Below are 26,316 nucleotides of genomic sequence, written 5' to 3' on the forward strand. Positions count from 1 at the left end.
ATGACACCCTGACAATCGTCATCCCGCTGCTTGTTAGCGGCTAAGAGATACCGCGGCGGCATGACGTAGGGAAACCGTTTTTTGGGTTAGCTATAACAGTAGTCAGGAAACAATAGCTTAAAAAGAGACTTAGTGTTAAATTTCTAATAGATTACTTATAAAAATAAATCTTATGGAAAGCAGAGCTAAGGCTTGGTTCATTTGGCTGATTAGTAACTTGGTTGTTATATTCAGCAACATGCAGATAATTTATACCTTTATAAGTGTAAATCTCGAAAAGGAACTTGGACTTACAATCGCGCAAGTTGCACTGGCTAATTCAGCATATACTTGGACTTTCGCCATCTTACAATTTTTTAGTGGAGCAACGTTTAATGTTTTTTCCAGTAAAAAAATTTATTTTTTCTCGTTATCAACTATGATCTTGGGGTTTTTTGTCCTTATTAATAGTGACAATTTCTCCCATTTGATTTTGTCTCAAGTGTTGATTGCAACTGGAGCATCATTTGGTTTTATTGGTGCTGCTCACACAAGTAGCATATGTTTTTCCGCTGCCCAATTTGGACTAATGTTTTCACTAGTGCAGACAATTTCAAGCCTTTCTGCTTTGGTAATTCAAATACTGTTCTCTAACTTGCTTGCCGAAGATGCATATTGGAAAAATCTGATTGTATGCATAATACTATTTGGTGTGTTGATATTTGTACTTACGCTTTTTTGTCCAAACACACTTCCAGAAAGCAGCTCAGAAAAGCGCACAATAAAAAGCTCTATGAAGACAGTAATGTGCTCTATATTAACAGTGCTAAAATTAAGAGATATCTGGATAACTTCAGTGGTGGGTGCTATTACTTTTGGAACATTTTTAGCACTTAATACCTTGTGGGCTCCAAGGTTACTGGGCAACTCAGAACTCAATGCAATGGAGTCAGGTATAGCAACTGCAATACTATGGCTTGGTCTTGCAGTTGGTGCTCCAATTGCAGATCGAATCTCAAACTTATTTAAAAATAGGAAACATGTAATTTCTGCTTTTGCTTTATTGCAAGGCGTCTCAATTATTATTTTACTATACAGCCATTTAACAGTCCACGTTGTGTACTTTTGTATGTTAATGTTCGGGTTTTTTGCGGGAGGACATATGCTTAATTTTACTGTCGGCAGCGAGATTGTGAAACGAAAATACATCAGCACATCATCATCCATTATCAATGGATTTATGTTTATTGGCAGTGGAGTTATAGTGTCAATGTTAGCACTTTTTACAGATCATAAAATGGCACTTTTTGCAATATTTGCGATATTGATAGTTGCCGGTATTTTAAATTATGCAACAAAAGAGACATACTCTAAGAACCTGTTTAAAATCTCGGAGAGATGAGGTAAAATAGTGGTAGATTAAGAATGAGGTATATCTATGCGTAAAAATTATCCAAGTGATATGAGTCGAGAGCAATTTGAAAAAATCAGACCAATACTAGAGAGTAGCAGGAAGAAAACGAGACCAAGAAAACTTGATTTGTATGATGTATTTCGTACAGTGTTATACGTCCTAAAAAGTGGTTGCCAGTGGAGAATGTTGCCAAAAGATTTTCCAAGGTGGGAAAGCGTATATTACTATTTTCAAATGTGGAATAAAAAGAATGGAGAAGAACCAAGTTTGTTGGAATTAGTTTTAAAAAAAATTGGTTGGAGAGATCCGTATCAACAATGGTCGGAAAGAGAAAACTAGCTTCTGTATAATTGATGCTCAAAGTGTTAAAAACACAGATACTGCTGAAAAAAAGGGCTATGATGCAGGTAAAAAGATTTCAGGCATAAAGCGTCATATTGCAGTTGATACTCAAGGTCTACCACATGCAATTTATGTAACAACAGCAGAAGTAACTGATCGTAGTAGCGCTGTAAGAATGGTTGAAAATGCTAAAGATACCCTTTCTGAAGTCAAAAATATATTGGTTGATGCAGGCTACACAGGAAAAATTTTTGCAACCCAAATAAAAGATATTATTGGTGCAACTGTTGAGGTAATAAAGCGCAGTGAATTACATTCTTTTGTTGTATTGCCAAAGAGATGGGTTGTTGAGCGTTCTTTTGCTTGGTTAGAAAAGTGTAGACGGCTATGGAAAAATTGCGAACGTAAACTCAATACCAGCTTGCAAATGATTGTCCTTTCCTTCATTTCTCTCCTATTACGAAGATTTTAAACAGGTTCTAAAAAATAAAGTAGCTGAATCTCGAGTCGATTGCTATATTATATTTACGTATTGTAATATTTATCAATAATGGATCACGTTACAACAAAAGACACAACAGTAACTAAGGCAACGATAGCTGGAGATATAAACCAAGAAATAGGATTATCAAAGGAAGACTCTGTTTCGATAATAGATGATATATTGGACGAAATAAAGACAAGCTTGGTAAAGGATGGAATAGTAAAAATATCGTCATTTGGAACATTCTTGGTTAAGAAAAAGAAGGAAAGACCAGGAAATATACCAAATACATCGGAGAAAGTGATGATTCAGGCAAGAAATTCAGTTTCTTTTAGGCCTTCAAAAATTATAAAAAAATCAATCAATAATTAATGAACAAGGAAAAATTATTTTATACGATTGGGGAAGTAGCTGAAGAGCTACATTTGGAACAGCATGTTTTGAGATTTTGGGAAGGTCAATTTCATCAAATTAAGCCTACAAAGCGTAAAGGAAGAAGGCTATATGATCGCAAGTGTATAGAGGCCATAAAGAAAGTAAAATACATGCTATATGATAAAGGATATACAATAAAAGGAGTGCAAAAAGAATTTGGTAATGATATAAAAGTCACAAAGAATTTGTTGCAAGAACTCACCGATTTGAGGGACTATTTAACTAGTAAAATAAATAACGAGGAAAGTAACAAGCAGGCGTGAAACACTACGTCTCGCTAAAATTTTGGAGTTTTGTGAGAGTTTAAAATGTGGCATATAGCCTCATTTCTTATGTTATTAGCAATATTAATAGGCTGTGGCCTGCAAAAACCTGCACCTGTGCTGCTTAAAGGCGAAGAATTTTACGGAAAAAGAGATCTGGAATATACAAGAGAGTACCATTTAATTAGGGAGCCTTCAGTGCAAAAAGAAAGTAGAAAAGCCATCATAAATAGGATATACAAAGATAACAATAATACACAAAATGTGGGGGTAAATTGTAAATTTGTAATGCCAGTTAAAGGTTCAGCTACCTCTTCTGATGAAATGTGTAAGGATGGCATAAAAATTGCTGCTCAAAATGGAACGAACGTAGTTTCCTCTGCACCAGGCAAAGTGATATATGTAGGCAAAGGGCTGAGATGGTATGGGAATTTAATTATAGTGGAACACAAAGATAATTACATGACTGTGTACTCCTATTTAAAAAACATACATGTTGAAATTGGCGATAAAGTAAAGCAAGGTCAAGTAATTGGATCTGCAGGTAAATCAAGCACACAAGATAAAGATCCACAGATGTGTTTCACAATACGACATAATGGCCAAGCGGTTGATCCTTTGATGCATATGAACTGTAATTGAATTTGGATTTATATGAAATATGATTTTAAAAGTGTTGAAAAATTTTATCAAGATAAATGGGATTTTTCTGTAAGCAAGAGTGGTAAACAAGAAAAGTGTTACGTGTTGGAAATGTTTCCATATCCATCTGGTAAAATTCATATGGGACACTTACGTAACTATGCAATAGGGGATGTGATAGCGCGTTACAAGAGAGCTAATGGATTTGAGGTTTTGCATCCAATTGGCTGGGATGCGTTTGGATTACCAGCTGAGAATGCAGCAAGGGATAACAATATTAGCCCCGAAACATGGACAAAAGAGAATATAGATAATATGCGTACACAGTTGAAATCTATAGGTCTTTCTTATAATTGGGAGCGTGAACTCTCCACATGTGAGCCTGATTATTACAAACACGAACAAAAATTTTTCCTGGATTTTTTAAAGCATGGGCTTGCCTATCGAAAAGAATCATGGGTTAACTGGGATCCAGTGGACCAAACAGTGCTTGCAAATGAACAGGTGGTTGATGGAAAAGGATGGCGATCAGGTGCAGTTGTTGAAAAACGTAAGTTGTCCCAATGGTTTTTAAAGATTACTGATTTCGCTGAAGATTTACTCAAGTGCCTGCAAAGTTTGAAAAATTGGCCAGAAAAAGTCAAAACAATGCAGGAGCGTTGGATAGGAAAATCTGAAGGAGCAACTATAGAGTTTGAAGTAGTTGGCCTGAATAAGAAATTAAAAGTTTTTACAACTTATCCTCATACTTTGTTTGGGGCTTCTTTTTGTGCAGTGGCAGCAGAGCACCCTATTGTGCAGGATTTAAAGAATGGTTCTTCTGTTGTCATCCCAGTGCTTGACACTGGGATCCAGGAAATAAAATCGAAAAGAGAGAACGATGAAAAAATAGGAGTTTACACCGGATTAAACGTCAAACATCCATTTCTTGATAAGGAATTGCCGCTTTACATAGCGAATTTTGTGTTGATGGAATATGGGGAAGGCGCGATTTTTGGTTGCCCTGCACATGATCAGCGTGACTTTGAATTTGCACAGAAATATAATTTGCCGATAATTCCCGTTATTTCTTCAGCCCACTTAGGTGTCATTCCAGCGCGTGACCAGAATTCTTACAATGGATCCCAGTGTCAAGCTACTCAGATGACAAAGGAGGCGTATACTGGAGACGGGACAATGTTTAACTCCGAATTCTTAAACGGATTAATGGTTAGTGAAGCAAAGGAAGCCATAGTTAAAAAATTTGAAGAAAAAGAAATAGGCAAAAAAACAATAAACTATCGTTTGCACGATTGGGGAGTTTCAAGGCAGCGTTATTGGGGATGCCCTATACCTATCATATATTGCAAAGATTGCGGAACTGTTCCAGTGCCAGAAAAAGACCTTCCTGTAGTTCTACCAATAGATGTAGAATTTACAAGTGGTGGCAATCCGCTGGATAAGCACCCAACTTGGAAATTTGTTGATTGTCCAAAGTGCGGAAAGCAAGCAGAGCGTGAAACTGATACATTCGACACCTTTTTTGAATCTTCCTGGTATTTTGCTGCATTCTGTAGTGAAGATAAATCAATAGACAAAGATGCATGTAATCGTTTTATGCCTGTTGATTATTATATAGGTGGGATAGAACATGCAATTCTGCATTTGCTTTATTCAAGATTTTTCTGCCGTGCTTTAACCAAATGTGGCTATTTTGATATTAAAGAGCCTTTCTCTACTTTAATCACTCAAGGAATGGTCTGCCATGCAACTTATAAAGACGAAAATGGTAAGTGGCTATTTCCCGCAGAAGCAAAAGAATTAATAGCGCGAGGTGCAAAAGTTCAAGTGGGCAAAGTTGAAAAAATGAGCAAATCGAAAAAGAACACAGTTGATCCAAATTTTATCATAGAAAAGTATGGTGCTGATACTGCCCGCTTGTTTGTGTTGTCTGACACTCCTCCAGAGAAAGATATGGAATGGTCCGATGATGGCGTGGAAGGTTGTTCTCGTTATGTAAATAAATTGTGGCGTATGGTCATGCAGCTTAAGCCTGTGAATATGCACTATGATAACAAAAGTGTTACGGGTGGACTTCTAGAGTACAGAAAAAAAATTCATAAACTCTTACATGGACTTACAGATGACTTGGAAAACTGCAGATTAAACTGTGTAGTGGCAAAATTTCGTGAAATGACGAATTTAATAGCTGAAATAGACGTAAAAACTGGAAAATCTCTTATTGATGAAGGTATATGTATATTAATCAGAGTAATCGAACCATTCATACCACATCTAGCTGAAAGCCTATGGCAAGAAATAGGAGGTCAACCTTGGCCAAAAGCTGATGAATCATTATTAGTTGACGATACGGTAACTATAGCAGTGCAAATCAATGGAAAATTACGTACAACAATCAAGGTGGCAATTAACTTACCTCAAGAAGAATTGAAGAAAATAGCGATAGACTCTGTGTCCAGTAAGATCGATCAAAGCAAAGTTCGCACTGTATATGCTGTACCAAATAAGATAGTAAATATAGTTATATAAAAGACCTGAGTAGTACGTTTTATATAATCTGATTTTATGGCTATACTTTTTTTGACATGTAGTTATATCTTTTTTAATATAAAGGATATATACTTATGCATTATATATTTTTTTGTATGAGGAGTTATATGAAAATAAAGAGATTGTGCGTTTTGGCTGTGTTGCTTACTTCATCTCTAGCAGGTGCAGCTAGTAATAGTGCAAGTAAGTCAGAAGATAAGTACTATGCAGGTTTAAACTTTGGTGCTGGTTGGGGTGGTGGCTTTAAAATGAAACCTGGTGTTGTTCTTGGTTACCATTATGACCAAAACTCTAAATTTGAACTTGAGGTTCTCAGTAATATTAAGTCATTAAAGAGCATAGGAGCTAGCTTATTGGCAAACTACCGCTTCTATCCTGACCTTGATATTGATCCCGTTAAACTATATGTCAGCGGAGGTTTAGGAGGATATCTCCAAATAACACCTTTTGGCTTTGGTGTTAGTGATACAGTTGATGGTGATGACAATAGTTCACAAGAAGAAAAAGAAAAGGAAGAAGAAACACAAGGTGCTCCAGAATCAGGTGGTGAAGCTGCTGGTTCATCTGTAGTAGATAAAATACTGAGTTCTATTTCCTATAAACTAAAGTTAGGTGTTGATTATGAAATTACTCCGCAGATAATTGGTGCAGTTGGTATGACCATGGGTGGGCAACTAAGTGGTATAAAAGCAAAACAAATACCAGATGCAACTCTAGAGATAGGGGTACGTTATAATTTTTAATGCTGCTACTTAGTTCATAAAGGTAGAGACGATGTTGAGGATGAAATAAACAGCATTAAAAAAAATCCGAAAACGTATTTTCGAATATGGTTTTGAACGCTAGCTATAGATTAGAAAAATAACAAGAAAAAGGGTAAACATACTGTAATTGCTGTTGAATGATGGAGTCCATTATTTTAGCACGAAGTAACGAATTCAGTAGAATAAGTTCTTCAAAAATAATTTAAACTTTTATTAGTAGGAGCAGTCTCATGGAATATTATAGCGATCTCACTAAAAGAAACTTTTATAAGTATCGTTGATGAGAAAGGAAAAATTGTTAAGGAAGAAGTTGTTGCAAGAGAAAGTAAGGCAATAGCTGAATTTTTTCTTGGTCAAGGCAAAAAATATGAAGCCATGGGAATAGAAAGTGGACAGTTGTCAATTGACCTTACCCAGAAAAAGTGGAGAGAAAGTTTGGAATGTTTTTTACAAAAAGAATGATGCATCAAATTGTTCTGGAATGCAATAGTTAATAGTGACGTTGTTTGTTATAAAAAATTTCTATGTATTCAAATATTGCAGTTCTAGTTTGTTGAGCAGAGTGTTGTGAAGTATCAATAAGTATTTCTCTTTTCAATGAGCTAAAGAAGCTTTCTGCAACAGAATTGTCGTAACAACAGCCTTTATTACTCATCTATATTCTTTACAGCTAAGAGATATTGATAACCTTGCAAAGTATATTGTGAACCTTGGTCACTGTGCAGCAGTAGATTTTTAACAGGTTTACGCCTATTAATGGCCATTAATAAAGAGTTCATAACCAATTGTTTATTTATTGCACTACTCATTAACTACCATACGTGAGAATTATTGCTGCCAAATATAGCCATCCCTCCTTGGTTTTGATGTAAGTAATCCCATACTTTATTTGGTTGATCAACAATAAAGTTTTGATCTAGTATATTGGGAGCTACGACTCTACTGTCCGTTTGTTGTTTCTTAATTTTAAATTTTCTTCTCAATATAGCCTGAATACCATTTTTCTGCATAATACTTTGCACTGTTTTTAAGTTGCAACTTTTACCCAAAGCCTTCAATTCAGCATGAATTTTAGGAGCTCCATATCTACATTTAGAAACTTGATATATTTTTTGAATAGCTTCGAGTAGCTCTTTATTTGCTGATTCTCTACTGCTTATTTTTCTTGTGGTCCACTTATAGTAGCCACTAGCAGAAAATCCTACATAATTCCTGTACTTTATAGCAGTTACTATATAAAAAAATATTTTACTCTTTTTGACTGGCCAGGGCTTTTTTTTAAATGTCTCTTTCCCTTGTTACTCTTGCTTTGTAAATCAAACCTCTCTTTGTCGTAAGGAGCCATGTTACCTCTACCTGGAAATGCATCTGCTGCCGACTTTTTTTCGTTGTGTTTCTTTATCCATTTTCCTAATAAACCACCCTTTATTCCTAAATCCTTTGCTATTTTTGTAATTGTTTGACCTGCCTTTCTTTGTTCATTTGCCAGTTTAACAGCTTCCAATTTGAATTCTGCTGTATATTCTCTTACCATTTCTAATCCTCCAAAATTTTATTTTACCCGAAAAAACTCCTTTCTTTCTCTCCACTTTTTCTGGGTAAGGTCAAACAATGACTATGCAAAAAACCTAATAACATGTATAATCTATAAATAATTTCTGAGGTAGATTGTGAAACTAGGTGTTAATATCGATCACGTTGCAACCCTCCGCAACGCACGCGGAACTTCTTATCCAGATCCATTGAAAGCAGCAGAAATAGCCATTGACGCTGGAGCAGACTTTATTACTGTACACTTACGAGAAGATAGAAGGCATATTAGAGATGAAGACGTATTTAACCTAAAAAAAAGCATTAGCACTGAGTTAAATCTTGAAATTGCAGCCACGGAAGAAATGCTTGAAATAGCAAAAAAGGTAAAACCCTATTCGATTAGTATAGTACCAGAAAAAAGAGAAGAATTAACAACCGAAGGTGGCCTGGATATCGTGAATATGCACAGTAAACTTTCTAGTATAATAGAGGAAATGCATAGCTCTAGCATAAAAGTCTCACTGTTTATCGATCCAAATATTGATCAACTAAAATATCTTGAAAAGCTAGGGACAAAACCTGACATAATAGAAATTCACACAGGGGATTACTGTGATAATCCATCAGAAAAAAAGTTACAGTTAATTACTAATGCTGCAGAGTACGTCAATAAATTAGGAATAGAATGCCACGCAGGACATGGCATAACTTATGAACACGCTAAGAAGATGACAAGAATACCTCACATCTCAGCTCTTAACATAGGCCACTATTTAATTAGCGAAGCTGTATTTTACGGCTTACACAGCGTAGTAAAAACAATGAAAATGACAATGTCTAACTAACTGCTGCTTTTTCCTTCTCATTTAAAATACTTAAAAGAGTTTGGCTTGCTTTAAATTTTACCCTTGTCTTTTTAGGAACAGTCATGATCTCACCACTTTGGGGGTTACGACATTGTTTTTCCTGACTGATAGCAGTAGAAAATGTTCCTATTCCATGCAAACGTATTTCACCTTTCCCATGCAGCTCATTCTTTATTATTTTAATAAACGCATCATGAATCTTGCTCAAATCAGATTTTGTTATATCTATATTCTGACTAGAACAATCTTCCTTTAATTGTTTTATTATATCTTCTTTACTCATAAATTACCTTAATATTGAAAAAATCACATAAATAGCATATTATGTTGACACCGATAGTCAACTAAATTCATCACAAAAATAGAGGATATCATACATTTTTGCAAATATTTGTATAATACTTACAAAAAAACACCACTATAAAATAACTATCTCTTAGAAAATTGACACTTTTTCCGAGCTTTATGTTGACCATATTTCTTACGTTCAACAACACGTGAATCTCTAGTTAAGAACTCACCATTACGTAATATAGAATGCAAATCTTGGCTTACGCTACTTAAAGCTCTGCTTATTCCATGAGCTAGAGCACCTGCTTGACCAGATAGCCCTCCACCTTTTACAGTTGCAAATACATCATATTTATCTAACATAGAGGTTGCAACAAATGGCATTTTTACTGTTTGGCACACTGACTCTCTTTTAAAATAAGAAATTAGATCGCCTTTTTTGTTAACACTAAATTTTCCACTCCCCGGCTTTATCCATACTCTTGCTACAGATTCTTTTCTTCGGCCTGTAGCATATAAACGACCAAGCGAATCAACTGCTGATTTAATTGTCTTTTCTGACCAATCATTGTTATTTATTGTAGAACTCTTCATTTTTACTCCATTACTTTTTATTTTTACGATTCAAAGAGGCAAAATCTATCTTTTCAGGTTGCTGTCCTTGATGCTTATGCTCTGAACCAGAATAAACATACAAATTTTCAAAGCGTCTACGTGCCATAGGCCCATCATCAAGCATCCTTTTCACTGCCATTTCTATTACACGCTCAGGAAATTTGCCATTTAAAATATTATCTGGAGTAGTTTTCTTCAAACCACCAGAATAACCTGTATGCTTATAGTAAATTTTATCTTTAAGCTTCTTTCCGGTGAAATGCACCTTTTCTGCGTTGATAATAATTACATTATCGCCACAATCCATATGAGGTGTATACTCAGGTTTATGCTTTCCACGTAATAGTGTTGCTACAAATGCTGCAAGCCTCCCTACCACTAATCCTTCTGCATCTATGACAAACCACTTTTTATTGATTTGTTTCTCCTTTAAGAAAAAAGTCTTCATTATTTGATCCAACAATAGTAAGCTATGATATACTTAATTTCTCAATAGTGTCAACAATATTAGTTATTGATTATTAAAGTAATTTATGTTAGTAATTGAGCTGCGCAACCAATATGCATAGGAATTAGAATGTTTCGATTGATTATCACACTTGCGATCATTTTTAATACTATAAGTTGCTATGCAACCGATGTGGGAGAAGTGATAAGCAAAGCCATCAAAAATAGCTCAAAAATAAAGTCTCAATTTTACCAATATAAAAGCGCAGAAAAACACTATAAATCTTCTGGGTTAGCTGGATTTTTACCTGACATTAATTTGCAATACAATTTCGATAGTAACTTTAATCTTGATACATCTGAAAAAAAACTTACATTGCGCCAGAAATTAATCGATGGCGGTGGTACCTTTGCCACATTCAGTCGATCAAGCCATCTTCTCAAAGCAGAAAAGATGCGATTTCAGCAATTAAAACAAGAGCTTGCACTTAATGCTGTGAAAGCATATGTTAATGTTTTACAAAAGACAGAAATATTAAAGCTCAGAGAACATAAAGAACGCGTTTCTTTGGAACATTTGTCAGCTATGAAAAAACGCTTTTCCCTTGGAGAGGTAACCAATGCTGAAGTTTTGTTAGCAAAAGCAAAATTTTCGTCTTCTATATCCGAAAGAGTTGATGCTGAAGGTAAATTAAAGTTGGTAAATATTGCTTATTATCATTTGATTGGCGAAGATGCTGATGACCTTTCTGAAGCTAATGATAAACTACCTTCTGTTCCAGAGCTAAATGAATGTTTACAGTTAGCAAAAACCAATAATTTATCTCTAAAAGCAGCAGTTTATCAAAAAAGAGCAGCCGGAATGGAAGTGATTGCTGAAAGCTCCAAGTGGCTTCCTTCTTTAAATCTAAGTGCAAGCAAAAATTTTGGGGAGGATGGTATGAAGGTAGACAAACTATTAGAAAATGTTCATGTAGTTTTTACTCTTGATGTTCCAATCTTTAAGAGAGGAGTTAATGCTTTTGGTGTCAGTAAAGCTAAAATGGATGCAAAAAAATCTACCTACGATTATTATGAAACGGTAAAAAATATAGAACAAGCAGTTGTAAATGCTTGGAATAATGTGTTGACAGCAAAGGCCATTATCAAAGCAAGTCAAGAAGCGGAAAAAGCAGCAGCTCTAGCATTGGAAGGAGTTGAGCAAGAAGTAAACTTAAATTTAAAGAGTACATCTGACCTTTTGGACACTGAAGATGCATTATTTAAAGCACGTTCAGACTTAGTTGAAGCAAAAAGCAATTATGTGATTAGTGTTTACAACTTGCTTTTTATGATAAATAGTATAGACCTCTAAATTTAATGGTATTAGCACTATGCATGATGAACAAGGCAATCAATCTGTAAAAGATATCCTAGAAGATATAAAAAAAGCTATATCGGGTAAAAACGCGAGTAACGATAAAGCAGAAATAAAGGATGAAAATGATGATGTGCTATACCTTGAGGAAGAGTATCCAGAAGAAATAGAAGAAGATGGCAAAAAAGAAAATAGTGAAAAAGAGGACATTGATAATGATGACCAAGGTGAAGAAATGGCTTGCAACAGTAACCAATTTAATGGCCATAGCTACAATTCAGAAGAAAAAAAAGATATTTATTTGTACGATAATATCCAAACGAGTAATAAAAAAGTGAGTAATAGTGGCTTACAAGCGCAAAATAACGATCATCTAATTTTAAAAGAGAATATGGAAGAGATCAAAGCGTTGCTTGGAAAAATGCAAAACGAATTACAGCATAAACAACAAAAAAAAGCGAACCTTACTGTTGAAGAATTAGTTACATCTCTTTTAAAACCTCAGCTCTCAGAATGGCTGAATAAATATCTACATGCACTGGTAAAAGAAGTAGTTGAAAAAGAGCTTAAAGATATAATCAATAATAAGTAGGGTATTAGCAATAAAAACTAGAGTAAAGACGGCTAGAGGCAGAAAACTATCTTCAACAAGGTGGCTACATCGTCATTTGAATGATCAGTATGTGCAAAAAACTAGCAAGGATGGTTATAGGTCACGCTCAGCATATAAGCTGGTAGAAATGGATAACAAATTTAAATTATTCCAAGAAGGGCAAAAAATTATTGATCTTGGTGCTTCTCCTGGTGGATGGTCACAAGTTGCATCTCAGAAAGGTGCAAATGTGGTTGCTCTTGACATAAAACCAATGAACGCAATTAATGGAGTAGAGTTTATACAATGTGATATTATCAATGAGTTTGAAATTTTAAGAGAAAAATTCAAGGATCAAAAATTTGATGTAATTTTATCTGACATGGCGCCCGAATCTTGTGGTTTAAAATCGTTGGATCATATCAGAATTATGCTTTTATGTGAGGCAGCGCTCAATTTTGCAAAGCATTTCTTGAGCCATGGTGGCACGTTTGTAGTAAAAATTTTCCAAGGAGAATCTGATAAAGATTTTTGTAACGAGCTAAAAAAAATGTTTAAAACAGTAAAATACTTTAAACCAAAGTCAAGTAGATCTGAATCTACAGAAATGTATTTGGTAAGTTTAGGCTTTATTGGCAGCAGACTTTCTATATAATATTAATCCAGGTAGCCCACAGAAACGAAAAAACTTACTTGACAAACTCCGCCAGCCCCCTTATCATGAAACTGAAGCTATTGTATTTGCTTTCGCCAATCTGCAGATTAAAAGGTAAGGATTACTTAATGTATCGGCGTCTTATGTTCAATTTTTTGCAGTATATAGATACTGTATGTCTTTACAAAACTTCATCTACATCTAGATTTTTATCTAAATAAGCTGAACGCGCTTATAAAGCGTTACAAGACATCAAAAAATGCCAATACTCGACAGAGATAGTAAAAGACTAGCTAACTCGGGGATTCTTTGTCTTTTTTTCTGCTTAGTAAATTTCTTAAACATTTGCAGCGTAGGTTAGTTGCAATTAAAAGCAGCTAAATCTTGCTTGTCAAGCGTTTAAAACATAAAAAACGCCAATATTTTAAAGCAGATAATAACCCCAGGGCTTCTTTTGCCTTTTTTTTTATTTGGTAAATTTCTTAAATATTTATAGCTAAACGACAATCGTCATCCCAGCGGGATCTGGAGATACCGCGGCGGTATGACGGTTCGTGGCGGCATGAAGATAAGCTCGTCATCCCGCTGCTTGTTAGCGCCGCGGCGGTATGACGTAGGACTGCTGTCATTCTGCTACTTGTTAGCGGCTGAGATACCGCGAATGAATCGCGGTATGACGGTTCGCGGTGGCGTGACGATAAGCTCGTCATCCCGCTACGTGTTAGCGGGATCTGGAGATACCGTGACGGTATGATGAGGGAGAACAGTTAGCGGCTGAGATACCGCGAATGAATCGCGGTATGACGGTTCGCGGTGGCATGATGTAGGACTGCTGTGACACCATTATAGAATGAACCAGTGTCAGCTACTTGCATAGAAAATGTTTATGACTAATTTTTAGATCAAACATGGAATTTCGACAAACTTAACTTTTTTGTGAGACTGTTCAGCAATAATAAATAAATTGAGAGGAAAGGTTATGGCAATGGAAAAGAAAAAGTTTTTTGAAATAATAAATGAGGTAAGCAAGAGTGAAGGTTTAAATGAGAATAATTTACTTGAAAGAATAGGGAATAAGCTAAAAGATGCAGACTCAATAGTATATAGCACTTATAACAATTTGAAGATAGATAAGATGTTCAGTATATTAGATTCAGACAAAATTGTAGATTATATGTTAGTACATCTTGCTGTGGAATGTAACAGTGTACCAATAGTAAAACTCCTACTAGCAAAGGAAGCAAAAGTTAATGAACCAATATATGAACTTGATGAAGCTAAGTCTAAGCTAACTGCTTTGCACATTGCTGCTTTGCATGGTCATCAAGAGATAGTTCAGCTTTTATTGAATAATGACGCAAATCCTTTACTAAAAGATAGTCAAGGCCGAACTCCAAGGGATATTGTCGGTGATGTAAAAGGTAAAAAGGCTATAATAGAAATGTTAGAGGAAGGAGAACAACGTTATGCTGAGGCAGGAGCTACGAGAAGACAAAATAGACAAGGCACTTTACCGCAGCCTAATAATAAAACTCCAGGAAATTTAGCTTTGAACGGAAATAACGTAACTGCTGCAGTACAAGCATGGGGTGCAAAACATCAGGAAGAGAATAGTAGAATTACACCAAACAACAAAAAAGTCTATGTACAAGATGAGGATGAACAGACTTCTTCAAACTCAATCGTTAATGAAAACAATACAGACAAAGTAGATGATACATTAGAAAAAGAACAGGCTATAAGAGAAAGAGATGCTATGGCGCAAAAGTTGCAAGAGGCAGAACAAAGACTTGCCAATAATCAGAAGCGCATAGAACATAATGACTTGCACAGTCAACATCCAGAGCAGTATACTACATATAATGGGGAACAGACCTTTTTAAATAAAAGTAATAGTGACGACAGTGGAATATGTTTTGATGGAGATGGATCTGAAGCTTTAGGCCAATCTATATTAGAAAATGGAGAAGACATTGATGCACAAGATGAAAATGGATTGACTTTTTTACATCGTGCTGCTGCAAACAACAATGAAGAATTAGCAAAACTTTTGATAAAACATAGAGCAGATGTTGATGCACGAAATAGAGATAAACATACCCCTTTACATTATGCTGCTGTGCATGGTTATGTAGAGATTGCAAAGTATCTAATAGATAATGGAGCAAATGTTAATGCACAAGATCAAGATGAACATATCCCTTTATACTTTGCTGTTACAAATGACAATAAAGAATTAGCAAAACTTTTGATAAAACATGGAGCAGATCGCTCATTGATAAAGGATGAAGGCCTAATAGATAGACTAAATAGTATGTGTGGTCAGCTATCTGAGGTTGTACCTAGTACCTTTTCTCATTCCAAAACACACAACGCAACGGAAACTCCAGAAGAAGCAGAAAGGGTTAAAAAACGTAAAGTTAAGTCAAAAGAATTACGTGCTCAATTAAAGAATGAACAGAAAGAAAATGAATCACTAAAACAACAAATACAAGATCTAGAAAGTGAAAAAGCAACGCTTAATAGTGAATTAGAAAAAACAAAAACTAAAACAGACGAAGTACCATTAGAAAAAGCGCAAAAGGAACTAACAGAATTGAAAAGTTATATCACTGGACATGGAGCTAGGCTGGACACACTGGAGAAACTCAATGAAGAGAATGAATCACTAAGACAAGAAATAAAAAATCTAAAAAATGAAAACACAACACTTAAGGGTGAATTAGAAAAAACAAAAACTAAAAAAAACGAAGTACCATTAGAAAAAGCGCAAAAGGAACTAACAGAATTGAGAAATTGTGTCACTGAACATGAGACTAAATTGGAAGTACTGGAGAAACTCAATGAAGAGAATGAATCACTAGAACAAAAAATACAAGATCTAGAAAGTAAAAATACAACACTTAATAGCGAATTAGAAGAAAACGAAAATAAGCATTCTAAAACAAAAGTGTTGTTAGAAAAAGCGCAAAAGGAACTAGCAGAATCAAAAAGTTGCATAGTTGGACATGAGACTAAGTTGAAACAATTCAATAAAGAGAATGGATCACTAACACAAAAAATAAAAAGTCTGGAGAATGAAAACACACCACTTGAGGGTGAACTGGGCAAAACTAAAACAAATGAAGTGTCACTAGAAAAAGTAGGAAAAAGACAATTTTCCCCAAAAGTTGCCTATGCGAGCCTTGCAGCTATGTTAGCAGTAGGTGCTGCTCTTAGTATTGCTTCCGGATTGTCTGCTCTATTAATAGTTGCAGCTTCTGTGGTATCTGCACTGATAGCCGGTGGCATTACATACACAATATCAAAACCCATCGCTCCTGACACTGAATTGAAAGAAGTGAATATTCAAGGTTCAGCACAACGGTGTTTGTAAAACTTAGCACCCACAGTTGTACGAACATTGCAGTTTGCAGATGCAAGTAGCTGACACTGGAATCTATAACTAACCCAATAAAGGTTTCCCAGCAGTCCTACGTCATACCGCCGCGAACCGTCATACCGTCACGGTATCTCTTAGCATAGATCCCGCTAACAAGCAGCGGGATGACGAATTTGTTGTTTTTCAAATTGTAGGTAAACCTAAGCCACTTTAGCTATAGTAAAAAGTATTTGCAAGTTACACAGTAGTGTGAATTTTTTACTTTGGTAGTTTTTCATTGTCATTATAATCATAATAGTAGTTGAGTTTAATTGATATGAAAACTTTTACGAAAAATTTTAAAAATAACGAAAAAAAGCTAGAGGAGTTTAATAAGGAAATTGAAGATATAACAACTATAGCTCAAGATAAATTTGCACATGAACTTGAAAATATCGCATATGACAGTGTGCAAAAATTTCGCAGTCTGCTTGCTAAAGAGTTAAACTCCGTCTTCAATAATATTCATTCTCAAAATGTCAATCTACTAAAATCTAGCCTAGTTGAATATGCTATAAGTTCAAATTTTATCAACAAAAAAGGAGAAACAGCTTTAATACGTTCTCTTCTTAATATATTCATACGATAAAGCACTCAGAGTTGTTGCTGCGCCAATTTAACTTAATGTTGCATGCAAGCTGTATAGCTAAAGTAAGTAAGATTTGCCCCACGCTGTCACGAGGTAAACCTTACTTATTCTAGCTATATCAAAAAGGAGGGTTATTATGTCAATAAGATCTACTTCACCAAGAATATCTGTGCAACGTAAATCTAAGCTTAAATCTTTTCCGGTTACTTTAGAAGAGGTTAAATCTTTTCTACGTATTGAGAACGACCAGGATGATAAGTTGATTTCAGATCTAATTTTTATGGCAACTGATTACGCTGAATGGCATATGGAAAAGTCACTAGTAAAGCAAACATGGCAAGTTTCATATGAAGATTATGTACCTCGTAGGATCTATTTAAGCTATGGCCCTGTGAGTAAGATAGTATTGGCTACTGCAATGATGTCTAAAAATCAAGAGAAGAGAACACTTAAGTATTATTTTAGCGATGTAGGGGGATACGTTGAGTTTTTCAATTATTTGAATGCAATAAGAGTTGATGTTGTATACGAAGCTGGTTATGACAATGTTCCTGAGCAGATAAAACTAGGTATTATGCGGCATGTTTCTGCTCTTTACAAAAATCGTGAATCGGAGGTAAGTAGCCATTTGTCTGAAGTGAAGAAGGTATATTCTCCGTTTCGCGAACCAAAGGTTGTTTTGTAGATAAGGATGAAATATAGCTAAAGTAAATAAGACTTGCCAACGTCATACCGCGATTCATTCGCGGTATCTCTTAACATAGATCCCGCTAACAAGCAGCGGGATGACGAGGTATAAACCTTATCGTCATACCGCCGCGGTATCTCAGCCGCTAACACGTAGCGGAATGACAGCAGTCCTACGTCATACCGTCACGGATAGATCCCGCTAACAAGCAGCGGGATGACGAGGTATAAACCTTATCGTCATACCGCCGCGGTATCTCAGCCGCTAACACGTAGCGGAATGACAGCAGTCCTACGTCATACCGTCACGGATAGATCCCGCTAACAAGTAGCGGGATGACGAGTTTGTATCACTGCTTATGTTTTAGCTATATATCTTTACGAGGATTCATTATGGAAAAAATTCAAGCTATAAATGAGTTGTACAATAGCATTTATGCAGCACTAAAGGCAAATTCTGATTTAAGAAAATATGTTACTAACATTTATGACTACTTACCTAAACAGGTCACCATTCCTTACCTGAGATTGCGCGCAGTGAATTATAGCAACCTGCATATGCTGTCCAATTTTGCTACAAAGGCAAGATTTTCATGCGACATATATACTTATCATATAGACAGTATGTTTGCCATTATAAGGCATATTAACTTGATACTTAAGAGCATTGAAGGTTTTAGTAGTGAGGTCATTTTAGAAAGTAATTGTGCTATGGATCAGCACGATGAAATTTTACATTCAACAATTAATTTTGATATTTTAATAAAAGGAGGTGATAATGAGCAAATTACAGCTAAAAATTAAAGATCATGACAATAATTTTATTGTGTTAAATAATATACGAAACCTAAGGTTTACTTTGCGTAATAACAGAGAAGAGGTGAGAGATATTTCTTCTTTTGGCTGGAGGAAAGTGCTCGATTGTGCTGGAAGCAGACACATTACGATAAAAATTAATGGAATTTTAGACTCTGTATTAGCTGATGAATTATTACGTAATTCTGCTATGCTAAACTCTAATAATGATTATGAAATTAGTTTTAATGCTAAGGAAAAGATAAGGCTTAGGTGTTCAGTTGAATTGTATGAGAGGTATTATGATCCTGTTACTTTTGACAGCTTTACTGTCGTTTTAGCTAGCGCTGAAGTTGTAAACGCTTTTCATTAATGTTAATTTAATTTTTTCATATACAATAGTAACTGGTGAGAATTTTAACTAAATTAAAAAAAATCATGAACGACAAAGACCTTTTCGAGGAAGACGGTGATGATATTGAAGAAAATAACGATGATAAAAGAGAGAAAAGTTTAGAAAATGAAAATCAGCAAAATCAAGAAGAACAACATAAAGAGGAAGATAAGCAATACATAATACAGTATATTCAAGACTATTTGAAAGTTTTTGAGGATATTCTAAATCAGATCGACGAAGGAATTGATAATTCGGATAGTTACGAAAGGACTATGCAAATAAAGCGAAGTATAGATAGGCTCATAGAGACTTTATATAGTCAGGCTGCGTCCGAAGATATTGATGCAGAATTTGAAACTACCAAACACACTCGCGATAAATCAGAATCTATGAAAAGAGTTAGAGAGAAGAGAAGAAAGCAAGTGATAGAAGAAGTATTAAGTAGCATGTTTGTCCAGCAACAAAAGGAGCTAATGAACGCTAAACACTTAAGTCATGGACATGAAACAGCAAAAGATGGGGATGTCCACGAAGCAAAGGAAAAAGTGAAGTCTTCAATCAGGGGAGTGTTGTTTTCGGTGATTGCTCATAGGATGGATCCAAGAAGGAGAGCAGGGGAAACTGCTGACGATAACGAAAAGCAAGCTCATATACATGGCAGGGAAGCAGTTGGTGGAGCTTTAGGTGCATTGTTAAAAACGTTTTTAACAGCAGTTATTGCCGTTGTGCGTGAAATTGCTAAGCCACTTCAGAAACCGGAAACATCTTTTGCAAAACAAGTTGAAGAAAGCAGAAACGCAGATTCACAAAAGGGTCGATCTGTGTAGATTTCTCCTTGTAATAATCTTTCGATTCTACTGTCTGTTAATTCAAATTAGGGTTATAAAATTTTAGAAGCCAGCTCTTATATAACCAATTTATAGCAAGAAATTACGATACAAAAATCAGCGTCCGTTAGAAAATAAACATAACACAGGGTGATAGAGTTGCCCCTATCCATAAGCGTCAGTTAAGCTCAAAATTGTAAGCTTAAAATATGGTTGAATAATTATTAATAATAGTATATAATTATTAACGTTTTTCAGGCATTTTGTTATGGGTGCGCCAAGTAAGCGTTTAGAATACAGTTGGTGAAAATCCAACTGACCTTACCCAGAAAAAGTGGAGAGAAAGTTTGGAATGTTTTTCACAAAAAGAATGATGAATCAAAATGCTCAGGAATGCAATAGTTAATAGTGACGTTGTTTGTTATAAAAAATTTCTATGTATTCAAATATTGCAGTTCTAGTTTGTTGAGCAGAGTGTTGTGAAGTATCAATAAGTATTTCTCTTTTCAATGAGCTAAAGAAGCTTTCTGCAACAGAATTGTCGTAACAACAGCCTTTATTACTCATCTATATTCTTTACAGCTAAGAGATATTGATAACCTTGCAAAGTATATTGTGAACCTTGGTCACTGTGCAGCAGTAGATTTTTAACAGGTTTACGCCTATTAATGGCCATTAATAAAGAGTTCATAACCAATTGTTTATTTATTGCACTACTCATTAACTACCATACGTGAGAATTATTGCTGCCAAATATAGCCATCCCTCCTTGGTTTTGATGTAAGTAATCCCATACTTTATTTGGTTGATCAACAATAAAGTTTTGATCTAGTATATTGGGAGCTACAGCTCTATTATCTGTTTGTTGTTTTTTAATTTTAAACTTTCTTCTCAGTATAGCCCTGATGTCATTTTTCTGCATAATACTTTGCACCGTTTTCAAATTGCAACTTTTACCCAAAGCCTTCAATTCAGCATGAATTTTAGGAGCTCCATATCTACATTTAGAAACTTGATATATTTTTTGAATAGCTTCGAGTAGCTCTTTATTTGCTGATTCTCTACTGCTTATTTTTCTTGTGGTCCACTTATAGTAGCCACTAGCAGAAAATCCTACATAATTCCTGTACTTTATAGCAGTTACTATATAAAAAAATATTTTACTCTTTTTGACTGGCCAGGGCTTTTTTTTAAATGTCTCTTTCCCTTGTTACTCTTGCTAACTCTCTTTGTAAATCAAACCTCTCTTTGTCGTAAGGAGCCATGTTACCTCTACCTGGAAATGCATCTGCTGCCGACTTTTTTTCGTTGTGTTTCTTTATCCATTTTCCTAATAAACCACCCTTTATTCCTAAATCCTTTGCTGTTTTTGTAATTGTTTGACCTGCCTTTCTTTGTTCATTTGCCAGTTTAACAGCTTCCAATTTGAATTCTGCCGTATATTCTCTTACCATTTCTAATCCTCCAAAATTTTATTTTACCCAAAAAAACTCTTTTCTTTCTCTCCACTTTTTCTGGGTAAGGTCAGTCTTTAGGCACCCAAACAAAGGGAAATGCTGGATAAAAAGAAAATACTTTAAAAAGTATAATAACGATAACTGGCGTTTTATGACAAGTAACAAGATACATCTTATTATACACAGCGATCATGATATTAAACGACATATCAAAGTGCAAAAAACCAGATCTCCATATGATGGTGATTGGGTATATTGGGGTAAGCGTCTGAGAAAAATACCAGATAAGCCATTAAGAGTAATAAAACTATTGAAGTTACAACAAAGTAAATGTGATAATTGTAGACTATGGTTTAAAAGTGATGATACAATAGAAATACATCACAAAGACCGGAATAGACGAAACAACATGATCAAAAACTTATCTTTGTTACATGAACATTGTCACGATGAATTACACAGGAGGTGTGCATGAAAAGCACCAAATTGGAGAGAAGCCGTATGAGGCGCAAAGTCTCACGTACGGTTTTGAAGTCGAGTGAGGAGGGGCGACCTTCTTCACTTAGACAACAATATGCAGATGAAACTACGGAAGAAGACTTAAGGAAAATAGCAGAAAAAGCACCAATAATAAAGTTAGTCTACGATGAATTAGACAGGTTTAGCTGGAATGAAAAAGATTTAGTAGCTTACGAAGAAAGAATAATGGATCTGCGGAAAGAAGAAGGCATCCTCGTTCAAAAACTTGATGAGGGAAAGATTGAAGGAAAGATTGAAGTAGCAAAAAACCTACTTAAGGCTGACATCTCTATTGATATTATCTCTCAGACAACCGGCCTTCCTCAAGCTGAGATTAAACGACTTCAGGAAGAAATCACCTAAAAGGCTAATGATCAACGAAGAAATTGTAAGAGAGAGCTTAAAAAAAGTCGTAGAACAAGAAAGTGGTAAAACTCTTGGTATAATATCCTCAATCATTATTAAAGGTGGGGACGTTGGTTTTGCGCTTGAAGTTGCCGGTAACACGCAAGCAAATGAAGAATTAAGAAAAATTTGTGAACAAACTGTTAAGGCTATACCAGGGGTGGAGAAGGTAACCGTGGTTGCTACTTGTCAAAAACAAACTGGGCAACAAAAAGCTAAATTACATATCGAAGGAGTGAAAAATATAATCGTTGTGGCCTCTGGTAAAGGCGGTGTGGGCAAGTCCACAGTTGCGCTAAATCTTGCTCTCTCATTAGCAAAGTTGAAACATAAAGTTGCGCTGGTTGATGCAGATATATATGGTCCTTCAATTCCTAAAATGCTTGGCACTGAAAAATTAAAGCCAAAAATACAGGATAGTAAAGCAATGCCTATAGAAAAGTATGGACTGCATACTATTTCAATTGGCTATTTTATCGATAAAGATCGTGCAGCAATATGGCGCGGACCTATGATTACAAAAGCACTTTATAATCTGCTAATGGGAACAAAATGGTCCGATATAGAGTATTTGATAGTTGATACACCACCTGGAACTGGCGATGTGCATTTAAGTCTTATGGAAAATTTTAACTTAACTGGGGCGATAATAGTTTCAACTCCACAGGAGCTCTCTTTAATCGATGCTCGCAAAATTTATGATATGTTTACAAAGCTCAGCGTACCGGTTATTGGCATTGTAGAAAATATGAGTTATTTCATTCAAAGCGGCTCAAAAATATACATATTTGGAAAAGACGGTGCAAAAAAAATGTCTGAGGAGCTGGGCATCAAACTTCTAGGCAGAGTTCCTCTAGATCCACAAATATGCCATGCTTCTGATTGCGGAAATCCTTTAATGTTAAGTGAGGATTTGGCAAAAATTTATAAAGATATTGCTTTGGAAACAGTAAAACATTGCATAGCTGTAAAATTCTAAAAAAAACACAGCTTTACGCAAAGAGACTTTAAGAATTCGTCTGTCCTCTTTACTATAAAATAGATATTCGTCTATCAAATATTATCTTCAACTTGAATATATTTAAAGATGTTTTGTGTATCATCTAAAAAGTTATTCTTTATATTAGTTAATTCCGATTGTTTTTGGGATAGATTATCCTTTATTGTTCTATCAAAACAATCAAGATCTCTGCACTTTAATTGAGAATCCATGTCTCCATTTTCATACAAACCTCGTATAATGTCATAATATGCTCGAGTTTCATCAGTTTCTGGTTGTTGCTTTTCTCTGAATATTGCCTTTAATTTCGAATCTATGTCTAATTCTCTTTTTATAGCTTCAACAGCATTTTCATGATACTTTTCATAATCTTCAAAACTCTTTAATATTTTGTCTTTTGCTTTATCTTGTAGCATTTTTAGCAAATCTTTAGCATGAGATTTTTCAATTTTTTGCTTCCAGTCATCATACGTATATTCTGAGTTACCATGTTTTGTATCTTGACACTCGCCTCCTACATTAAATATTTCTTCGTTGCAGATTTTATCACCCTGGTAAAAGTGATCGCTTATATTGATTTTATCATTAGTTAAAGTTTGTTTGATTGCTGCTTTGTTTTCTCCAAGTTCTTCTCTGTACTTACTAATGCAATTTAACATTTTTGCTTTGCAATCTGTAGTCATAAACTAATACCTTTAATAAAATAAGATCTATCTTAGCATGAAGTAATTAACACTTTATTACAGAAGTTTACTTTTAGGTGTTCTCAAGATGATATAGCTAAAGTGGCTTAGGTTTACCGACAATTTGAAAAACCGTCATTCCGCTACTAGTTAGCGGAATCTATACCGCGCACAACTGTACGAACGTTGTAGTTTGGGCCACCAGTGGGCAGTGCCCAGACACTGGGATGGCTTTGTTGCATCGCTACTTATGAAAGGCTAACTATAATTAGGATTATAAGCAACTTATTGAAAATCTTGTTTTTTTTGCAATCAATCTGATCAAATTTAAGAATAGTAACTTGTTATTTATATTAATAAATTTAATTCTATTGAAAATAGCTAAAGCATTGAAATTCTTGAATTTTAGCCGGATTAGTGAGTGGTAGTGAAATTTCTTTTACTCAAATTTAGGTATTCACTGACCGTTCTTGTTATAAATACCAGAATAATAAGCTACTGATATTCTCCACCTTTTTTATCTTTAATCCATCATAGCTAGCGATGCAACAAAGCCCACTGGGATCCAGGAATTTTATTAAGTTGGTAAGCATAAAAGTAGCTGTTTTATGTTAAAATACAACATTTTGATGATTATGAAAAAGCTGGATCCCAGTGTCAAGCACTGGGATGACATCATAGAGGCACTGGAATAACATCATCCTTTTTTCTGAATTCCAGTGTCAGCTACTTTCATGACATCGTTTACTATGTGCCACATTGCAATGTTCGTACAGCTATGGAATGAATCGCGGTATGACGTAGGGAAACCTTTCTTGGGTTAGCTATAGGTCTTTGTCTATAAAGTTTGTTTAAACTATTTTCAAAACAGATAAAATATAATTTTACAATTAGCGTAAATAAAATGAATTATGATGTAATCATTTCAGGTGGTGGGTTACTTGGTCTTATTACTGCCATTGGCCTCAGTTGTGACTCTGTGTCTGTAGCTGTGATTGAAAAAAATAGTCTACCACGTGTAGTAGATGATAATCGAGCATTTGCTATTTCTCAAGGCTCGAAAAAAATATTGGAAAAGTTAGGGATTTGGCAGTTTGTGGAAAGTGAAGCTGAGCCAATACTTGATATATGCATATTAGATGCGGTTACTGTGCATTACAATCATAAAATGGTTAGCGAAGAGCCAATGGGTTATGTTATCAACAATGCCACTATATGGAATGCAATCAACAATAATTTTCTAAATAAACTGAATATATACTCTCCACATTCCTATAAAACAATTGCTTGTGATTCAGGATATGTGGAAGTGATTCTTGATAATAACCAGGAATTAATATCATCGCTACTTATCTGTGCTGAAGGCAAAAACTCTAAATTACCAGAGTTATTTTCTATACCGACAGTGAAATTTGACTATAAACAAAGTAGCATAGTATTTAATGTAAAGCATGAACTGCATCACCAAAACTTAGCTGTGGAGCGTTTTTTCCCTGGCGGTCCATTTGCAATTCTACCGATGAAGGGTGGCTATACTTCTTCGATAGTTTGGACAGAAAAATCTGAAATTTCAAAAATGCTAATGGATCTGTCTGAAGAAGAATTTATTATAGAGCTTAAAAAAAGATTTGGTTCTTATTTAGGAGAGATAAAATTAGAGGGTGAAAGAAAACTTTATCCTTTAAGTTTTGCTTTCGCAAAAAAGTTATATAAGGGTAGAGTTTTGCTTATCGGCGATGCAGCACATTCAATTCATCCAGTTGCAGGTCAAGGGCTTAATCTTGGAATTAGAGATGTAGAAAGTGTTATAAAGCACGTAGTTGCTGCAAAAGCGGCTGGTACTGATGTTGGCAGTAGTTATTTATTAAAGAAAATTTCACGTAACAGATACTTTGATAATTTTACAATGGCGCTTGCAACTGATGGATTAAATAGGATGTTTTCCAACAGAATATTCTGCGCTAAAGCACTAAGAAATCTTGGCTTGATTGCAGTTGAAAATTCAAATTTCCTCAAAAAACGCTTCATTCGGCATGCTATGGGATTTATATAAATCACTATTTTATAGTTAATGCAAGTCAGGTTTCCCACGTCATACCGCCGCGGTATCTTGGCCGCTAGCACGTAGCGGGATGACGAATGTATCTGTTTAGCAGTTGTGTTAAAAGTCAATAGAAAAATTGATGTAGCTGTGGATAAGTACTTTTATCTGTATAAACGTGCTTATCCACAGCTATACTGGCTCTTAGATAGAAACAGACAGAGAGTTATATTCCTCAGTAAAAACCCTGTCATCTCTGACTAAAG

General features: G+C 35.1%; 32 protein-coding genes. 20 read left to right on the forward strand and 12 right to left on the reverse strand.

Annotated features, from left to right (window positions below):
- Positions 1 to 172: 172 nt before the first annotated feature.
- The 7 genes from AAGD72_RS01740 (at position 173) to AAGD72_RS01770 (ending at position 6,852) form a co-directional block, all read left to right on the forward strand.
- On the forward strand, positions 173 to 1,381 hold the full coding sequence (locus AAGD72_RS01740; RefSeq protein WP_341814951.1) for an MFS transporter: 1,209 nt from the start codon (positions 173 to 175) through the stop codon (positions 1,379 to 1,381).
- Positions 1,382 to 1,417: 36 nt separating this feature from the next.
- Positions 1,418 to 2,207 (forward strand): IS5 family transposase gene (locus tag AAGD72_RS01745; protein ID WP_341814566.1). Its coding sequence is split into 2 segments (ribosomal slippage): positions 1,418 to 1,678 and positions 1,680 to 2,207, totalling 789 coding nucleotides; the frame shifts between segments, so codons are not numbered across the junction.
- Positions 2,208 to 2,285: 78 nt separating this feature from the next.
- Positions 2,286 to 2,591, forward strand: a complete 306-nt coding sequence (locus AAGD72_RS01750; protein WP_006279881.1) for an integration host factor subunit alpha — start codon at positions 2,286 to 2,288, stop codon at positions 2,589 to 2,591.
- Entirely contained in the window at positions 2,591 to 2,917 is a 327-nt protein-coding gene (locus tag AAGD72_RS01755; RefSeq protein WP_006279880.1) for a MerR family transcriptional regulator, read from the forward strand. Before AAGD72_RS01750 ends, AAGD72_RS01755 begins: the two co-directional genes overlap by 1 nt.
- A gap of 45 nt (positions 2,918 to 2,962) precedes the next feature.
- On the forward strand, positions 2,963 to 3,559 hold the full coding sequence (locus tag AAGD72_RS01760; RefSeq protein ID WP_006279879.1) for a murein hydrolase activator EnvC family protein: 597 nt from the start codon (positions 2,963 to 2,965) through the stop codon (positions 3,557 to 3,559).
- Between the two features lie 12 nt (positions 3,560 to 3,571).
- Positions 3,572 to 6,088: a leucine--tRNA ligase gene (gene leuS, locus AAGD72_RS01765; RefSeq protein WP_341814952.1), complete on the forward strand. Its 2,517-nt coding sequence runs from the start codon at positions 3,572 to 3,574 to the stop codon at positions 6,086 to 6,088.
- A gap of 128 nt (positions 6,089 to 6,216) precedes the next feature.
- Positions 6,217 to 6,852, forward strand: coding sequence for a hypothetical protein (locus AAGD72_RS01770; protein ID WP_077188484.1), 636 nt, complete (start codon positions 6,217 to 6,219; stop codon positions 6,850 to 6,852).
- A gap of 511 nt (positions 6,853 to 7,363) precedes the next feature.
- On the opposite strand, the gene AAGD72_RS01775 is transcribed toward AAGD72_RS01770, so the two are convergent.
- Genes AAGD72_RS01775 through AAGD72_RS01790 form a run of 4 tightly spaced genes read right to left on the reverse strand, consistent with a single transcriptional unit; the run spans position 7,364 to position 8,407 of the window.
- On the reverse strand, positions 7,364 to 7,528 hold the full coding sequence (locus AAGD72_RS01775) for an IS3 family transposase (protein ID WP_010082072.1): 165 nt from the start codon (positions 7,526 to 7,528) through the stop codon (positions 7,364 to 7,366).
- Positions 7,521 to 7,682, reverse strand: a complete 162-nt coding sequence (locus AAGD72_RS01780) for a hypothetical protein (RefSeq protein WP_264373729.1) — start codon at positions 7,680 to 7,682, stop codon at positions 7,521 to 7,523. The genes AAGD72_RS01775 and AAGD72_RS01780 overlap by 8 nt, the downstream gene beginning before the upstream one ends.
- Before the next feature lie 3 nt (positions 7,683 to 7,685).
- Entirely contained in the window at positions 7,686 to 8,120 is a 435-nt protein-coding gene (locus tag AAGD72_RS01785; protein WP_341815110.1) for an IS3 family transposase, read from the reverse strand.
- The gene (locus tag AAGD72_RS01790; RefSeq protein WP_081818090.1) at positions 8,105 to 8,407 is read right to left on the reverse strand and encodes a transposase; all 303 of its coding nucleotides are present in this window, start codon (positions 8,405 to 8,407) and stop codon (positions 8,105 to 8,107) included. The genes AAGD72_RS01785 and AAGD72_RS01790 overlap by 16 nt, the downstream gene beginning before the upstream one ends.
- A gap of 136 nt (positions 8,408 to 8,543) precedes the next feature.
- On the opposite strand from AAGD72_RS01790, the gene AAGD72_RS01795 reads away from it, so the two are divergent.
- Positions 8,544 to 9,251 carry a pyridoxine 5'-phosphate synthase gene (locus AAGD72_RS01795; protein WP_007548414.1) on the forward strand — a complete coding sequence of 236 codons (708 nt, stop codon included), beginning with the start codon at positions 8,544 to 8,546 and terminating at the stop codon, positions 9,249 to 9,251.
- On the opposite strand, the gene AAGD72_RS01800 is transcribed toward AAGD72_RS01795, so the two are convergent.
- The 3 genes from AAGD72_RS01800 to rplM all read right to left on the reverse strand — a co-directional run bounded on the left by AAGD72_RS01800 (position 9,244) and on the right by rplM (position 10,626).
- Positions 9,244 to 9,555: an HU family DNA-binding protein gene (locus AAGD72_RS01800; protein ID WP_006279876.1), complete on the reverse strand. Its 312-nt coding sequence runs from the start codon at positions 9,553 to 9,555 to the stop codon at positions 9,244 to 9,246. The genes AAGD72_RS01795 and AAGD72_RS01800 overlap by 8 nt on opposite strands.
- 146 nt (positions 9,556 to 9,701) lie before the next feature.
- The gene (gene rpsI / locus AAGD72_RS01805) at positions 9,702 to 10,157 is read right to left on the reverse strand and encodes a 30S ribosomal protein S9 (protein ID WP_007548415.1); all 456 of its coding nucleotides are present in this window, start codon (positions 10,155 to 10,157) and stop codon (positions 9,702 to 9,704) included.
- Between the two features lie 10 nt (positions 10,158 to 10,167).
- The gene (gene rplM, locus AAGD72_RS01810; protein ID WP_010082596.1) at positions 10,168 to 10,626 is read right to left on the reverse strand and encodes a 50S ribosomal protein L13; all 459 of its coding nucleotides are present in this window, start codon (positions 10,624 to 10,626) and stop codon (positions 10,168 to 10,170) included.
- 129 nt (positions 10,627 to 10,755) lie between these two features.
- On the opposite strand from rplM, the gene AAGD72_RS01815 reads away from it, so the two are divergent.
- The 9 genes from AAGD72_RS01815 (at position 10,756) to AAGD72_RS01855 (ending at position 19,945) form a co-directional block, all read left to right on the forward strand.
- Positions 10,756 to 11,979 carry a TolC family protein gene (locus AAGD72_RS01815; RefSeq protein WP_006279873.1) on the forward strand — a complete coding sequence of 408 codons (1,224 nt, stop codon included), beginning with the start codon at positions 10,756 to 10,758 and terminating at the stop codon, positions 11,977 to 11,979.
- Positions 11,980 to 11,998: 19 nt separating this feature from the next.
- Positions 11,999 to 12,574, forward strand: a complete 576-nt coding sequence (locus AAGD72_RS01820) for a PopZ family protein (protein ID WP_006280458.1) — start codon at positions 11,999 to 12,001, stop codon at positions 12,572 to 12,574.
- A 76-nt stretch (positions 12,575 to 12,650) separates the two neighbouring features.
- Positions 12,651 to 13,229, forward strand: coding sequence for an RlmE family RNA methyltransferase (locus tag AAGD72_RS01825; protein WP_015588787.1), 579 nt, complete (start codon positions 12,651 to 12,653; stop codon positions 13,227 to 13,229).
- A 979-nt stretch (positions 13,230 to 14,208) separates the two neighbouring features.
- Positions 14,209 to 16,605, forward strand: coding sequence for an ankyrin repeat domain-containing protein (locus tag AAGD72_RS01830; RefSeq protein ID WP_341814953.1), 2,397 nt, complete (start codon positions 14,209 to 14,211; stop codon positions 16,603 to 16,605).
- A 322-nt stretch (positions 16,606 to 16,927) separates the two neighbouring features.
- Positions 16,928 to 17,239: a hypothetical protein gene (locus AAGD72_RS01835; RefSeq protein WP_341814954.1), complete on the forward strand. Its 312-nt coding sequence runs from the start codon at positions 16,928 to 16,930 to the stop codon at positions 17,237 to 17,239.
- A gap of 136 nt (positions 17,240 to 17,375) precedes the next feature.
- On the forward strand, positions 17,376 to 17,924 hold the full coding sequence (locus tag AAGD72_RS01840; RefSeq protein WP_341814955.1) for a head-tail connector protein: 549 nt from the start codon (positions 17,376 to 17,378) through the stop codon (positions 17,922 to 17,924).
- A gap of 395 nt (positions 17,925 to 18,319) precedes the next feature.
- Positions 18,320 to 18,730 carry a DUF3168 domain-containing protein gene (locus tag AAGD72_RS01845; RefSeq protein WP_015588822.1) on the forward strand — a complete coding sequence of 137 codons (411 nt, stop codon included), beginning with the start codon at positions 18,320 to 18,322 and terminating at the stop codon, positions 18,728 to 18,730.
- Positions 18,705 to 19,094, forward strand: coding sequence for a phage tail tube protein (locus AAGD72_RS01850; protein WP_341814956.1), 390 nt, complete (start codon positions 18,705 to 18,707; stop codon positions 19,092 to 19,094). The genes AAGD72_RS01845 and AAGD72_RS01850 overlap by 26 nt, the downstream gene beginning before the upstream one ends.
- A 65-nt stretch (positions 19,095 to 19,159) precedes the next feature.
- On the forward strand, positions 19,160 to 19,945 hold the full coding sequence (locus tag AAGD72_RS01855; protein WP_341814957.1) for a hypothetical protein: 786 nt from the start codon (positions 19,160 to 19,162) through the stop codon (positions 19,943 to 19,945).
- A 402-nt stretch (positions 19,946 to 20,347) separates the two neighbouring features.
- Here AAGD72_RS01855 and AAGD72_RS01860 read toward each other — a convergent pair whose 3' ends face one another.
- Genes AAGD72_RS01860 through AAGD72_RS01875 form a run of 4 tightly spaced genes read right to left on the reverse strand, consistent with a single transcriptional unit; the run spans position 20,348 to position 21,399 of the window.
- Positions 20,348 to 20,512 carry an IS3 family transposase gene (locus tag AAGD72_RS01860; RefSeq protein ID WP_010082072.1) on the reverse strand — a complete coding sequence of 55 codons (165 nt, stop codon included), beginning with the start codon at positions 20,510 to 20,512 and terminating at the stop codon, positions 20,348 to 20,350.
- On the reverse strand, positions 20,505 to 20,666 hold the full coding sequence (locus tag AAGD72_RS01865; protein WP_264373729.1) for a hypothetical protein: 162 nt from the start codon (positions 20,664 to 20,666) through the stop codon (positions 20,505 to 20,507). The genes AAGD72_RS01860 and AAGD72_RS01865 overlap by 8 nt, the downstream gene beginning before the upstream one ends.
- Positions 20,667 to 20,669: 3 nt before the next feature.
- Positions 20,670 to 21,104, reverse strand: coding sequence for an IS3 family transposase (locus AAGD72_RS06340; protein WP_144078574.1), 435 nt, complete (start codon positions 21,102 to 21,104; stop codon positions 20,670 to 20,672).
- A gap of 31 nt (positions 21,105 to 21,135) precedes the next feature.
- The gene (locus AAGD72_RS01875; RefSeq protein ID WP_317050394.1) at positions 21,136 to 21,399 is read right to left on the reverse strand and encodes a transposase; all 264 of its coding nucleotides are present in this window, start codon (positions 21,397 to 21,399) and stop codon (positions 21,136 to 21,138) included.
- 474 nt (positions 21,400 to 21,873) lie between these two features.
- Between AAGD72_RS01875 and AAGD72_RS01880 the strand changes: the two genes are divergently transcribed.
- Both AAGD72_RS01880 and AAGD72_RS01885 read left to right on the forward strand, forming a co-directional pair.
- Positions 21,874 to 22,284 (forward strand): hypothetical protein, encoded by a 411-nt coding sequence (locus AAGD72_RS01880; RefSeq protein WP_264723206.1) that lies wholly within the window; start codon positions 21,874 to 21,876, stop codon positions 22,282 to 22,284.
- Positions 22,285 to 22,291: 7 nt separating this feature from the next.
- Positions 22,292 to 23,305, forward strand: coding sequence for an Mrp/NBP35 family ATP-binding protein (locus AAGD72_RS01885; RefSeq protein ID WP_341814958.1), 1,014 nt, complete (start codon positions 22,292 to 22,294; stop codon positions 23,303 to 23,305).
- A gap of 74 nt (positions 23,306 to 23,379) precedes the next feature.
- Here the strand turns inward: AAGD72_RS01885 and AAGD72_RS01890 are convergent, their stop codons facing one another.
- On the reverse strand, positions 23,380 to 24,009 hold the full coding sequence (locus AAGD72_RS01890) for a hypothetical protein (protein WP_010082230.1): 630 nt from the start codon (positions 24,007 to 24,009) through the stop codon (positions 23,380 to 23,382).
- A gap of 904 nt (positions 24,010 to 24,913) precedes the next feature.
- Here AAGD72_RS01890 and ubiH point away from each other — a divergent pair.
- Positions 24,914 to 26,062 (forward strand): 2-octaprenyl-6-methoxyphenyl hydroxylase, encoded by a 1,149-nt coding sequence (ubiH, locus tag AAGD72_RS01895; protein ID WP_213863120.1) that lies wholly within the window; start codon positions 24,914 to 24,916, stop codon positions 26,060 to 26,062.
- The last annotated feature ends 254 nt before the right edge of the window (positions 26,063 to 26,316 follow it).

This window comes from Wolbachia endosymbiont (group A) of Chalcis sispes (assembly GCF_964026765.1).
Classification (GTDB): domain Bacteria; phylum Pseudomonadota; class Alphaproteobacteria; order Rickettsiales; family Anaplasmataceae; genus Wolbachia; species Wolbachia pipientis.

Bases quoted from the DNA above. Each gene is read 5' to 3' on its own strand.
- AAGD72_RS01750 (WP_006279881.1), top strand. From the start codon at position 2,286: ATGGATCACGTTACAACAAAAGACACAACAGTAACTAAGGCAACGATA.
- AAGD72_RS01760 (WP_006279879.1), top strand. From the start codon at position 2,963: ATGTGGCATATAGCCTCATTTCTTATGTTATTAGCAATATTAATAGGC.
- AAGD72_RS01865 (WP_264373729.1), bottom strand. From the start codon at position 20,666: ATGAGTAGTGCAATAAATAAACAATTGGTTATGAACTCTTTATTAATG.
- AAGD72_RS01880 (WP_264723206.1), top strand. From the start codon at position 21,874: ATGAAAAGCACCAAATTGGAGAGAAGCCGTATGAGGCGCAAAGTCTCA.
- AAGD72_RS01780 (WP_264373729.1), bottom strand. From the start codon at position 7,682: ATGAGTAGTGCAATAAATAAACAATTGGTTATGAACTCTTTATTAATG.
- AAGD72_RS01770 (WP_077188484.1), top strand. From the start codon at position 6,217: ATGAAAATAAAGAGATTGTGCGTTTTGGCTGTGTTGCTTACTTCATCT.
- AAGD72_RS01755 (WP_006279880.1), top strand. From the start codon at position 2,591: ATGAACAAGGAAAAATTATTTTATACGATTGGGGAAGTAGCTGAAGAG.
- AAGD72_RS01815 (WP_006279873.1), top strand. From the start codon at position 10,756: ATGTTTCGATTGATTATCACACTTGCGATCATTTTTAATACTATAAGT.
- rpsI (WP_007548415.1), bottom strand. From the start codon at position 10,157: ATGAAGAGTTCTACAATAAATAACAATGATTGGTCAGAAAAGACAATT.
- AAGD72_RS01775 (WP_010082072.1), bottom strand. From the start codon at position 7,528: ATGAGTAATAAAGGCTGTTGTTACGACAATTCTGTTGCAGAAAGCTTC.
- AAGD72_RS01830 (WP_341814953.1), top strand. From the start codon at position 14,209: ATGGCAATGGAAAAGAAAAAGTTTTTTGAAATAATAAATGAGGTAAGC.
- AAGD72_RS01790 (WP_081818090.1), bottom strand. From the start codon at position 8,407: ATGGTAAGAGAATATACAGCAGAATTCAAATTGGAAGCTGTTAAACTG.
- AAGD72_RS01850 (WP_341814956.1), top strand. From the start codon at position 18,705: ATGAGCAAATTACAGCTAAAAATTAAAGATCATGACAATAATTTTATT.
- AAGD72_RS01885 (WP_341814958.1), top strand. From the start codon at position 22,292: ATGATCAACGAAGAAATTGTAAGAGAGAGCTTAAAAAAAGTCGTAGAA.
- rplM (WP_010082596.1), bottom strand. From the start codon at position 10,626: ATGAAGACTTTTTTCTTAAAGGAGAAACAAATCAATAAAAAGTGGTTT.
- AAGD72_RS01835 (WP_341814954.1), top strand. From the start codon at position 16,928: ATGAAAACTTTTACGAAAAATTTTAAAAATAACGAAAAAAAGCTAGAG.
- AAGD72_RS01820 (WP_006280458.1), top strand. From the start codon at position 11,999: ATGCATGATGAACAAGGCAATCAATCTGTAAAAGATATCCTAGAAGAT.
- AAGD72_RS01855 (WP_341814957.1), top strand. From the start codon at position 19,160: ATGAACGACAAAGACCTTTTCGAGGAAGACGGTGATGATATTGAAGAA.
- AAGD72_RS01840 (WP_341814955.1), top strand. From the start codon at position 17,376: ATGTCAATAAGATCTACTTCACCAAGAATATCTGTGCAACGTAAATCT.
- leuS (WP_341814952.1), top strand. From the start codon at position 3,572: ATGAAATATGATTTTAAAAGTGTTGAAAAATTTTATCAAGATAAATGG.
- AAGD72_RS01800 (WP_006279876.1), bottom strand. From the start codon at position 9,555: ATGAGTAAAGAAGATATAATAAAACAATTAAAGGAAGATTGTTCTAGT.
- ubiH (WP_213863120.1), top strand. From the start codon at position 24,914: ATGAATTATGATGTAATCATTTCAGGTGGTGGGTTACTTGGTCTTATT.
- AAGD72_RS01875 (WP_317050394.1), bottom strand. From the start codon at position 21,399: ATGGTAAGAGAATATACGGCAGAATTCAAATTGGAAGCTGTTAAACTG.
- AAGD72_RS01740 (WP_341814951.1), top strand. From the start codon at position 173: ATGGAAAGCAGAGCTAAGGCTTGGTTCATTTGGCTGATTAGTAACTTG.
- AAGD72_RS01845 (WP_015588822.1), top strand. From the start codon at position 18,320: ATGGAAAAAATTCAAGCTATAAATGAGTTGTACAATAGCATTTATGCA.
- AAGD72_RS01860 (WP_010082072.1), bottom strand. From the start codon at position 20,512: ATGAGTAATAAAGGCTGTTGTTACGACAATTCTGTTGCAGAAAGCTTC.
- AAGD72_RS01890 (WP_010082230.1), bottom strand. From the start codon at position 24,009: ATGACTACAGATTGCAAAGCAAAAATGTTAAATTGCATTAGTAAGTAC.